This window comes from Streptomyces sp. NPDC001515 (genome assembly GCF_053597115.1).
Genome location: NZ_JBSFHN010000007.1, coordinates 229824 through 240831 on the forward strand (window position 1 = coordinate 229824; position 11008 = coordinate 240831).

An 11008-nucleotide genomic window follows, 5' to 3' on the forward strand; every position below is an offset into this window, starting at 1 on the left:
TCACAGCTCCCAGACGACGGGCAGCGCGGCGTCGGCGCCGTCGGCGGAGTAGTCGTGGGCGACGTCGAGGAGTTCGGCCATCCGGGCCTGCCAGGCGATGTTGACGGGCAGCTTCTCCAGTGCGGCGATGAGCCGGGCGTAGTCGTCGCACTCGATGACGTGGAAGAGGTCGGTGCCGCTGCGCCAGATCGTCCAGGAGGCGGCGCCCGCGGCGCGGATGGCCGAGGTCAGCTCGGCCGGGACCTCGCGGTGGGCGGCGTCGTACTCGGCGGTGCGGTCGGCGCGGACCTTGGTGTGCAGGGCTATGCGCATGTCACTGTCCGTTCTCGGTGAGCAGGCCCTCGGCGCGCAGGTCGTCCCAGAGGGCGTCGGGGATCTCCCTGCGGAGCAGGGCGGCGGCGTCGCGGACCTCGATCGGTGAGCGGGTGCCGACGAGGACGCCGGCGACCGCGGGGTGGGCGAGCGGGTAGTGCAGGGCGGCGGCACGCAGCGGGACGTCGTGGCGTTCGGTGACGGCCTTCAGCCGCAGGGCCCGGTCCAGGAAGGGAGGCGGGGCGGCGGCGTAGTCGTAGGTGGCGCCGGGGCGCGGGTCGGCGAGGAGTCCGGAGTTGAAGACGCCGCCCATGACGACGCTGCGGCCCCGCGCCTCGGCGGCGGGCAGCAGATCGTGCAGGGCCGACTGGTCGAGGAGGGTGTAGCGGCCGGCGCAGAGGACGACGTCGACGTCGGTCTCGACGACGAAGCGGGTGAGCATGCGCGTCTGGTTCATCCCGGCCCCGATGGCCCCGATCAGTCCTTCGGCGCGCAGTTTCTCCAGCTCGGGGTAGGCCTCGCGGAAGGCGGCCTCGGCGTGGTCGTCGGGGTCGTGGAGGTAGGCGATGTCGATCCGGTCCAGGCCCAGGCGCTCCAGGCTGTCCTCCAGGGAGCGGCGGACCCCGGCGGCGCTGAAGTCCCAGCGCCTGCGGTGGGTGGCGGGGACGTCGAAGCCCTCCGAGAGCGTGCCGGGCGCGGTGGGTCCGGCGTCGGGGACCGGGTCGAGGACGCGGCCGACCTTGGTGGACAGGACGTACGCGTCGCGGGGCCGCCGTCGCAGGGCCGCGCCGAGTCGCCGTTCGGAGAGGCCGAGTCCGTAGTGCGGTGCGGTGTCGAAGTAGCGGACGCCTTCGTCCCAGGCGGCGTCCACGGCCGCGGCGGCCCGTGCCGGTTCCACGGCGGTGAAGAGATTGCCGATGGCGGCCGCCCCGAAGGACAGTTCGGTGATGTCGACCGTGCTGGTCCCCAGCCTGTTGCGCCGCATGTGTCGGCCGCCCTCCACAATGATCGCTTCCCGCACACAGGGAATATTCATCGGATCACTTGGGCGCGTCAACACCCTCGCGGCCACCAACTACCGGGATCTCGGATGAATCTGTCCGATCTATTCAGGAGTCGCCGTGGACCCGGCGGGGATGGGGGAGGCGGAGGGCAGCAGCTCCAGGAGCGCGGTGAGCTCGTCCTCGGCGCAGCGGCCCAGCCGGTCCAGATCGGGCACCGCCTTCCCGTCGGCGACCAGCCCGATCCGGACGCTCGGGCCGTACGTGGTGAGGGCGACGGCCAGGGACTGGCCCCGGGCCAGCGGCGCCATCGGGTAGAGCGCGCGCAGCGGGCAGCCCGCGAGGGAGAGCGCGGAGCGGGGCAGCGGAACGCTGGTCACCAGCACGTCGAAGAGCATCCGGGCGGCGCTGCCCGCGAGCGGCGCGCCCAGCCGGTGGGCCAGCGAGGGCAGCTGGTCGGCCAGGACGGCGACGGCTCCGGCCCCGCGCAGCGGCCCGGCCGCCTTGTTCCGGTCCATCGCCTCGCGCACCAGGCGCAGCCGCTCCCGGGGGTCGGGTTCGGCGACGGGGAGGCCCAGGAGGTACGCGGAGAGCCGGTTGCCGTTCCCGCCGGCCGGTCCTCCCGGTCGGCGACGGGAGACGGGGACGAGGGCGCGGGGTTCGGCGCCGGGCAGCGGCTCGCCGCGCTCCAGCATCCAGCGGCGCAGCGCCCCCGCGACGACGCCGAGCAGGACGTCGTTGCCGGTGCCGCCGGTCTCGCGGCGGATCCGGCGCACCGCGCCCAGGTCCAGATCGGCCGTGGCCAGCCGCCGGGTGCCGCTGGAACCGGCGCTGAGGGCGGGCACGCCGCGCAGGTCGAGGCGGCTGGCGCGTACCAGCGAGGCCCCGACCCCGAAGGCCCGGCCGAGGTCCTCGATGCGCCCCAGGGCGAGTCCCGCGACCTGGCGCGGGCCGGGCATCCAGGAGCGCGGCGGTACGGGACGGACCCGGCCCGCCGGGAGACCGTTCCCGGTACGGCGGGTGGCCGAGGCGATCTCGTCGAAGATCCCGGCCCCGATGGCGACGGCGCGCATGCCATCGGCCAGGGCGTGATGGAGCGTGACGAGTACGGCGAAGGAGCCGTCCCGGCCGCCGTCGAGGAGATGCATCCGCCAGGGCGGCCTGCCCCGGCTCAGCGGCTGCTCCATCAGTTCCCCGGCGAGCCGGGTGGCGGCCGCCATGAAGGCGTTCTCGCCGTCGCCGGGGTCGGCGTCCACCCGTACCCGTGTGACGTGGCGGTGGACGTCGAAGTCCTTGTCCACCGCCCAGGCGGCGCCGCCGACGGGCAGCAGGACGTCGCGCACCCGCATCCGCAGCCGGGGAATCGCGGCGGCCCGGGTGCCGAGCAGGTCGAGGAGCGCGTCGGGGGCGGGGCTGGGGCCGGGCCCCGGGGCGAAGACGGCGAGTGCGCCCAGATGCATGGGGTGCGCGTCGGACTCGAGGTGCCAGAAGGCCAGGTCGAGGGGTGCCAGTAGCTCGATGCCCAAGGTTCCTCATGTCGTCGGGGGCGAACGCTCGTCGAGGGCGGATGGCCGACGGGGTGCGGCCACTCCTCGCAGTCAATGCCCAGCGGTCGGTTACGGTCAAGGACAGACATGTTACGTTCTGTTACTGATCAGTAGCGCTCAGGTGCCGGGAGGACCGGACCTCCTTGCCGCTCAGTCGCGCGGCGGTATGACGAACTCGCACCAGACGCACTTGCCGGTGCCGCGCGATTCGACGCCCCAGGCGTCCGTGAGCCGGTCGACGAGCATCAGCCCCCGCCCCGAGACACCCGACTCCCCCGCGTCCCGGCGGCGGGGCAGCGCGCTGGAGCGGTCCTCCACATCGACGCGCAGCCGCCGCTCGGCCCCGGCGAGCACGCGGATGGTGACGATCGCGCCGCCGTCGGTGTGCATCAGGGCGTTGGTCGTCAGCTCGTCGGCGGCCAGTTCCACCTCGTCGGCGCGGCCCTTGGCGCCCCAGGCCCGGACCGCCGCGCGGATCATGTGGCGGGCGGCGCTGAGCGCCTCCGGGTCGTTCTGCGCCACGTGCTGCTGGAGCCGGCCGCCGGGCTGCGGGGCGTGGGCGGCCTTGCGGCGCAGGAGCAGCACCGCCACGTCGTCCTCGCCGCCGCGTTCGTCCACCGCCGCGCAGAGCCGGTCCGCGAGCGCCTGGAGGTCCTGGGGGCCGTTCGTGACCATGGCCGTGAGCAGCTGCATGCCCTCGTCGAGGTCCGCGCCCGGCATCTCCACGAGACCGTCGGTGAACAGCACCATGGCCTGGCCGGGGTCGAGTTCGAGCGTGCTCACGGGATACTCCAGCCGGCCGAACTCGGCGGAGAGGCCGAGCGGCAGGCCGCCCTCGACCGGCATCTTGTGGCAGCTGCCGTCGGGCTGCCGTACGAGCGGGTCGACGTGCCCGGCCCGGACCAGCTGGACGACACCGGTCGTCAGGTCGGCCTCGGCGTACGTGCAGGTCGCGAAGCGGTCGGTGTCGAGTTCGTGGAGGAAGACGGAGGCGCGCGCCATGACGGTGGCGGGGCTGTGCCCCTCGGCGGCGTACGCGCGCAGCACGATGCGCAACTGCCCCATGACCGCGGCCGCGTGCGTGTCGTGGCCCTGGACGTCGCCGATGACGGTGCCGACCCGGCCACCGGGCAGCGGGATGACGTCGTACCAGTCACCGCCGATGTCCCGGCCCAGCCGCGCCGAGCGGTAGCGCACGGCGATCTGCGCGCCGGGCACGTCGGGGATGCGGCGCGGCAGCATGGCCTGCTGGAGCCCCTCGGCGAGGTCGTGCTCCTGCTCGTAGAGCATGGCGCGCTGGAGGCTCTGGGCGATGGAGCTGCCGAGCGCGACCAGCAGATTGCGCTCGTCGTCGGTGAATCCGCCCTTGTCGCTGTAGAGCAGTCCGAGCGCGCCGATCGGGCGGGCCTGGGCGATCAGCGGCAGATAGGCGGCGGAGGTGATGCCCAGATGGCTGATGTGGGGCCACAGGACGGGGTAGGACGCGGCGAAGTCGTCGGCGGACTCGATGAAGCGCGGCGCGAGCGTCCGCACGACCTCGCTCATCGGGTACTGCTCGTCGGTGCGGGTGTAGCGCGTCCCGGGCACGAAGGAGCCCTCCGGCCCGTCGGCCACCAGATGGATGCGCCCGGCCTCGATCAGCCCCATGACCAGGCTGGTCGCGCCCAGGCGGGCGAGCGGCCGGGAGTTGTTGAGGACGTCGATGACGTCCTTGACCGTACGGGCGTGGGCCAGCGCCGCCGTGGTGGCCTCGACCACGCTGGTGCGCCGCCGCCGCTCCTCGTCCAGCTCCTGGCGGGCCGTGGACTCGGCCAGCTCCTGGGTGGCGTCGCGGACGACGCCGATGATGCGGCGGGGGCGCCCGGTCTCGTCACGGCGGACGATGCCCTGGGTGTGCGTCCAGCGCAGCGTGCCGTCGCGCAGCAGCATCCGGAAGTACGCGCCGTAGTTGGCCTCGCCGTTCTTCAGGGCCTCCGTGACCATGGCGTCCAGGCGTACGCCCTCGTCCGTCGGCACCCGCGCGCCGAGGGTCAGCGGATCGTTGTCGTACTCGTCGGCCCGCAGGTCGAAGACGTCGAGGGCCGCCTGGTCCATGTACATGAGGCCGCTGTCGAGATCCCAGTCGAAGGTGCCCATACGGTTCAGGGCGAGGCTGAGATCCGGGTGGGCGGGCCATGCGTCCGGGAGTGACTGGGCACCCGCTACCCGATCATCCATGTGCGTCACTCTGCCACCATTTGTCCGATTCTTCGAGTGAGCCGTCCAACTGGTGAACGTGGGATGGAACACATTTCCGAGCCGCCCGTCCCGCCCGCGCCCCCGGGAATCGCACGGAATTCCGCCGACCGGCGCGCACGCGGCCCACCGGAGCCGGGCGCGGAACGACGACCCGCCCCGAAACCGGGCCCGACCAGCGACTACCGTGTGCGTGGGGCGGAGTAAGCCAAGCCTTACCACGGCCCACCTCGCTCCCGCACACCCGTACGAAGGAACAGCCCTCCATGACACGCCCCGTCCGCGTAGCCATCGTCGGAGCCGGCCCCGCCGGCATCTACGCAGCGGACGCGCTGCTGAAATCCGATGCCGCCGCCGACCCGGGCGTCTCCATCGACCTGTTCGAGCGGATGCCCGCCCCCTTCGGCCTGATCCGCTACGGCGTGGCTCCGGACCACCCGCGGATCAAGGGCATCGTGCAGGCGCTGCACCAGGTGCTCGACAAGCCGCAGCTGCGCCTGTTCGGCAATGTCGACTACCCGAACGACATCGGGCTGGACGAGCTGCGCACCTTCTACGACGCGGTGATCTTCTCCACCGGCGCCGACGCCGACCGCGCCCTGGACATCCCGGGCCACGACCTGGACGGTTCGTACGGCGCGGCGGACTTCGTCTCCTGGTACGACGGACACCCCGACGTGGCCCGCACCTGGCCGCTGGAGGCCGAGAAGGTCGCCGTGCTGGGCGTCGGCAACGTGGCGCTGGACGTCGCCCGCATCCTGGCCAAGACCGCCGAGGAACTGCTGCCGACCGAGATCCCGGCCAACGTCTACGACGGCCTCAAGGCCAACAAGGCGCTGGAGGTGCACGTCTTCGGGCGGCGCGGGCCGGCCCAGGCCAAGTTCAGCCCGATGGAGCTGCGGGAGCTGGACCACTCCCCGAACATCGAGGTCATCGTCAACCCCGAGGACATCGACTACGACCAGGGGTCCATCGAGACCCGGCGGGGCAACAAGCAGGCCAACATGGTCGCCTCCACACTGGAGAACTGGGCGATCCGCGACGTCGGCAACCGCCCGCACAAGCTCTTCCTGCACTTCTTCGAGTCCCCCGTGGAGATCCTCGGCGAGGACGGCAAGGTCACCGGTCTGCGCACCGAGCGCACCGAGCTGGACGGCACGGGCAACGTCCGGGGCACGGGCCGGCACACCGACTGGGACGTGAAGAGCGTCTACCGCGCGGTCGGCTACTACTCGCAGGAACTGGCGAAGCTCCCCTTCGACGTGGCCTCCGGCACGGTCCCGCACGCCGCGGGCCGGGTGATCGAGGGCGGCGAGCCCATGGAGTCGGTCTACGTGACCGGCTGGATCAAGCGCGGCCCGATCGGACTGATCGGGCACACCAAGGGCGACGCCAACGAGACGGTCGCCTGCCTCCTGGAGGACCACGCCGAGGGCCGGCTGCCCGCCCCGGAGCGCCCGGAACCGTCGGCCGTGACCGCGTTCCTTGAGGCGCGCGGCGTCCGTTACACCACCCGCGAGGGCTGGCACCGGCTGGACGCCCACGAGCGCTCGCTCGGTGAGGCGCAGGGCCGCGAGCGGGTCAAGGTCGTGGAGCGCGAAGGCATGCTGGACGCCTCGGGCGCCTGAGCCCCCGCGCGTACGGGGGCCGCGCGCCGCCCCCGTACGCCGTCGCGCGGCGGCAGCCGGATGGAGGTCTGCGGCTCGTCCGTCATCAGCGGGACCAGGTCCTCCGGCGGTGCGTCGGGGTCGGCCGGGGTGCCGGTGGGCTCGTCCGTCGGGATGCCGGGGAACGGTTCGGGGGAACCGTCGGTCGGCTCTCCGCTCGGCACCGGGCAGTCCGTCGCCGCGCCCGGTGCGCGCGGCGCCACGACGGCCTCGCCCGGCGGCGTCGTCGCGGCCGGCGGGCAGTCCTCCGGTGCCGGGGTCTCGGGCTTCGGCCGGGGGCTCGGCGAGGGGGAGACCTCGGGCAGCGGGCCGGTGATGTCCGTCTCGGGGGCGTAGGGCGGGGGCACCGCCGGGGCGTGATCGCGGGCCCCCTCGTCGCCGGTGGGCCGGGCGATCCAGCGGCCGTGCGCGGAGTCCACGATGAGCAGTTCCCTGACGGCACCGGCGGCCGGCGCCACGACGACGGTCCGGGCCGGGTCGTACCCGGCCCACGCCTTGCCCCGCTCCTGACCCCGTACGCCGTCCGCGCCGGAGGGCCGGCCCAGCGGATTCCCGCAGGCGCACCGGACGCGCGGCAGACCGCGTCCGTCCACCAGGACCGCGGTGCCGCCCTGGAGCACGGCGGGATAGGCGGTGGCGGCGCCGTCGCGGAAGCCGTGGTCGGTCACGCGGGTGTCGGCGCGCAGGACGACCGGGGTGAGCCGGCGCAGGAAGCCGGCCACCCCGGCCGCGCGGACCCCGGCGGCGCGGGCGAAGGCCGTGCGCCGGGCGGGGTCCGCGGCGAGGAGACGGATCTGGCGGGCCACGTCGCACGAGGAGACGGAGCGGACACCGCTGTAGAGGCCGGGGGTGGAGCCGGGCAGGATGTGCGGGCCCGAGCCCTCGGGGGCGGGTGCCCGGTGGGACGGGGTGGCGCTCGCCGCCGCCCCGGACGGGCGCGCGGTGGACGGGGTGAAGGGGTCGGGACCGCGCGCGGCGGCCGGCTGGAGCAGGATCTCGCCGGCACCGGCCGTGCCCTCGGTGCCATGGCCGCCGTCCGGGGCGCTCCGCGCGCAGCCGGTGGCCGCGAGGAGACCGGCGCAGAGCGTGGCGAGCACGGCGTGCCGCAGGCGCGGGGGTGCGTGCACGTGAGGTCTCCTGCCTGGTCACGGGTCCGTTCGGGTCTCCTTATGTCTGCCGCAGTTCCCCGCGGGCCGCAAGCGGGCGGGGCACGCGGCGCCCGGGGCGCGGAGCATCCCTCCCCCACCGTATTGAACACGTTCAAGAAAGGATCTAGAGTCGGCCGCGACCGCGCTTGAACACGTTCAATCAAGGGGGTGGTCCGCCATGGGGGTCCTGGTGGACCTGATCGTGATGCTGGGCATGCTGGTGATCGTGCCGACGGGGCTGCGGCTGACGCGCGACCCGTCACTGGACCGGATTCGGCGCTCCTGGCCGCTGTTCGCCGTACCGGGAGCGGTCGCCCTGTGGCTGCCGCGCGGCCCGGCCGCCACGACCCTGGCGCTCTGCTACGCGGCCGGCACCCTGCTCCTCGCGCTGCACGCCCCGCCCCGGCTGCTGCGGCGTCCGGCTCCGCTGCTCGCCCGGCGGACCGCGCCCGCCGAGACCGCCCTGCTGACGGCGCTGGTCACCCCGGCCGTCGCGGCGACCGCGCTGGTCGCCGAGCGCGCCGGGCAGCCGCTCTTCGGCTTCGGCCTCGGCATCCTGGCGCTGACCGTGCCGCACTTCCACTTCGCGGGGTTCGCCGCCGCACTGGTGGCCGGGCTGGTCTGCCGCGCCGACACCGGCCCGGCGGGACGGTTCGCCGCGCTGAGCGTGCCCCTGGGCACCCTGCTGGTGCTGGGCGGCTACTTCGTCGGGGACCGTGCCGAACTGGCGGGTGCCGTCGTGCTGACCGCCGGGATGTGGGCCGTCGCCCTGCTGACCTGGCGAACGGTCCGGCCCGGCGCCGCCGACCGGGCCACCCGGCTGCTGCTCGGCGTCTCGTCCGCCGTGCTCGCGGTCACCATGGTCCTCGCCCTCAGCTGGGCGCTGGGCGAGGCCACCGGCCTTCCGCACCCCACCCTCGCCTGGATGGCCGCCACCCACGGCGTCGGCAACGCCCTGGGCTTCGCCCTCTGCTCCCTGCTCGCCTGGCAGCGGCTCGGCCGCCCCGCCCCCAACGGAGGAAGGTCTACGTGAACGCCCTCAGCTACCCCGAAGTGGGTGCCACCCGGCTCGGCCCGCTGCCCGACGGCTACCACCATCTGCACCACCGCACCCGGATCGGGCACGGCCGCGCCGACTTCGAGGCCGCCGGCGCGGCGATCACCGGCTTCCGGATGCACCGGGCCTCCGGCGCCCGGGTCACCGCCTCCACCGCGCGCGCCGAGCCCGGTACCTCCGTTCGGGTGGCGGCCGTCCTCGGACCGCTGCGGATCGCCGTCCCGTGCCGGGTGATCTGGACCGCGTACGAGCCCGACCGCATCGGCTTCGGGTACGGGACGCTCACCGGGCACCCCGAGTGCGGCGAGGAGTGCTTCGTGGCGGAATTGGCCGACGACGGCACGGTCACGTTCACCGTGATGGCGTTCAGCCGGCCCGCCCGCTGGTACTCCCGGCTCGCCGGGCCGCTCGTACCGGTGGCCCAGCGCTGGTACGCGCGCCGGCTGGGCCGCACGCTGCGGCGGCTCGTCGCCGAGGAGCGGCGGGCCCCGGGCCGATGAGCCCGGGGCCGGGGGCGGGCCGATACTGGAAGCGATGCAGTGGTTCACCGCCGACGGGTACGAGCTGGGCCGGCTGATCTTCCAGAAGGCCCTGGCCGCCCTCTATCTGACCGCCTTCCTCACGGCGGCGCTCCAGTTCCGGGCGCTGATCGGCGACCGCGGCATGCTGCCCGCGCGCGACGTGCTGCGGCGCACGACCTGGCGCACCGCCCCGGGGCTCTTCCGGTTCGGCTTCTCCGACCGCCGCTTCGCGCTGGTGGCGTGGACGGGGTGCGCGGTCGCCGTCGCGCTGCTGGCGGGGGCGGACCGTGCCGTGCCGTTGTGGGCGTGCCTGCTGCTGTGGGCGGTGCCGTGGCTGCTGTATCTGTCGATCGTGCAGGTCGGCGGAGTCTGGTACGGCTTCGGATGGGAGTCGCTGCTCCTGGAGACGGGCTTCCTCGCGGTCTTCCTCGGCAACGACGACGCGCGGCCGCCGGTCCTCGTGCTGTGGCTGCTGCGCTGGCTGCTGTTCCGGGTGGAGTTCGGCGCGGGGCTGATCAAGATCCGGGGCGACGCGTGCTGGCGCCGGCTGACCTGTCTGGACTTCCACCACGAGACCCAGCCGATGCCGGGCCCGCTCAGCTGGTTCTTCCACCGTCTCCCCCGCCCCCTGCACCGCGTCGAGGCGGCGGCCAACCATGTGACCCAGCTGCTGGTCCCGTTCCTGCTGTTCACCCCGCAGCCGGTGGCGGGCGCGGCGGCGTCCCTGATGATCGTCACGCAGCTGTGGCTGGTGCTCTCCGGGAACTTCGCCTGGCTCAACTGGCTGACGATCGCGCTCGCGCTGCCGGCCGTGGACTGGTCGCTCGTCGCCGGATCCCGGCCGACCCTCCCGGCGGCGCCCGTCTGGTACGAGGTGCTGGTCCTCGCCGTCACCGCGCTGGTGCTCGCCCTCAGCTACCGCCCGGCCCGCAATCTGCTCTCGCGCCGCCAGGTGATGAACCGGTCCTTCGATCCACTGCGCCTGGTCAACACGTACGGGGCCTTCGGCAGTGTCAGCCGGGTCCGGCTGGAGGTCGTGGTCGAGGGCACCGAGGAACGGGACCTGCACCCGGGGACGGTCTGGCGGGAGTACGGCTTCCACGGGAAGCCGGGCGATCCCGGGCGGCTGCCGCGCCAGTTCGCCCCGTACCATCTGCGGCTCGACTGGATGATGTGGTTCGCGGCGCTCTCCCCCGCGTACGCCCGTCCCTGGTTCGGACCGTTCGTGGAGCGGCTGCTGGCCGGGGACCGGGACACCCTGCGGCTGCTGCGCCACGACCCGTTCCCGGACGCGCCACCGGCGTACGTCCGCGCCCGGGTCTTCCGCTACCGCTACACCACGTGGAGCGAACTGCGGGCCACCGGCCGCTGGTGGCACCGCGTCCCCGTCCGCACCTTCATGGCCCCGACCTGCAACGGACCGCCCTAGTACTCCAGTGCGGTTTCGTGATCTATCCAGCGGGTTCGTCGGCGGCTCGTCGTCGGTAGTGGCTGTGCCGGGCTGTTGCCTGGTGGCGCCG

Annotated in this window: 8 protein-coding genes and 1 pseudogene; 4 read left to right on the forward strand and 5 right to left on the reverse strand. The window is 73.9% G+C overall.

Features of this window, described 5'->3' with window-relative positions; all coding sequences use genetic code 11:
- The 4 genes from ACWCXC_RS11010 to ACWCXC_RS11025 all read right to left on the reverse strand — a co-directional run bounded on the left by ACWCXC_RS11010 (position 1) and on the right by ACWCXC_RS11025 (position 5077).
- Positions 1–312 (reverse strand): L-rhamnose mutarotase, encoded by a 312-nt coding sequence (locus ACWCXC_RS11010; protein ID WP_450888141.1) that lies wholly within the window; start codon positions 310–312, stop codon positions 1–3.
- 1 nt (position 313) lies between these two features.
- Positions 314–1297, reverse strand: a complete 984-nt coding sequence (locus ACWCXC_RS11015) for an aldo/keto reductase (RefSeq protein WP_450888143.1) — start codon at positions 1295–1297, stop codon at positions 314–316.
- A gap of 120 nt (positions 1298–1417) precedes the next feature.
- Positions 1418–2839: a wax ester/triacylglycerol synthase family O-acyltransferase gene (locus ACWCXC_RS11020; protein ID WP_450685958.1), complete on the reverse strand. Its 1422-nt coding sequence runs from the start codon at positions 2837–2839 to the stop codon at positions 1418–1420.
- Positions 2840–3010: 171 nt separating this feature from the next.
- The gene (locus ACWCXC_RS11025) at positions 3011–5077 is read right to left on the reverse strand and encodes a SpoIIE family protein phosphatase (protein WP_450888145.1); all 2067 of its coding nucleotides are present in this window, start codon (positions 5075–5077) and stop codon (positions 3011–3013) included.
- Positions 5078–5361: 284 nt separating this feature from the next.
- Between ACWCXC_RS11025 and ACWCXC_RS11030 the strand changes: the two genes are divergently transcribed.
- Entirely contained in the window at positions 5362–6723 is a 1362-nt protein-coding gene (locus ACWCXC_RS11030) for an FAD-dependent oxidoreductase (protein WP_450888147.1), read from the forward strand.
- A gap of 428 nt (positions 6724–7151) precedes the next feature.
- Here ACWCXC_RS11030 and ACWCXC_RS11035 read toward each other — a convergent pair.
- A pseudogene (locus ACWCXC_RS11035) lies at positions 7152–7889 on the reverse strand (DUF6777 domain-containing protein); the annotation flags it as partial.
- A 199-nt stretch (positions 7890–8088) separates the two neighbouring features.
- On the opposite strand from ACWCXC_RS11035, the gene ACWCXC_RS11040 reads away from it, so the two are divergent.
- The 3 genes from ACWCXC_RS11040 to ACWCXC_RS11050 are packed head-to-tail and all read left to right on the forward strand — an operon-like array spanning position 8089 to position 10917.
- Entirely contained in the window at positions 8089–8943 is an 855-nt protein-coding gene (locus ACWCXC_RS11040) for a YndJ family protein (protein WP_450888149.1), read from the forward strand.
- A complete protein-coding gene (locus tag ACWCXC_RS11045) occupies positions 8940–9467 on the forward strand; it encodes a DUF1990 family protein (protein ID WP_450888151.1) in 528 nt (175 codons plus the stop codon). Before ACWCXC_RS11040 ends, ACWCXC_RS11045 begins: the two co-directional genes overlap by 4 nt.
- 34 nt (positions 9468–9501) lie before the next feature.
- On the forward strand, positions 9502–10917 hold the full coding sequence (locus tag ACWCXC_RS11050; RefSeq protein ID WP_450888153.1) for a lipase maturation factor family protein: 1416 nt from the start codon (positions 9502–9504) through the stop codon (positions 10915–10917).
- Positions 10918–11008: the final 91 nt, after the last annotated feature.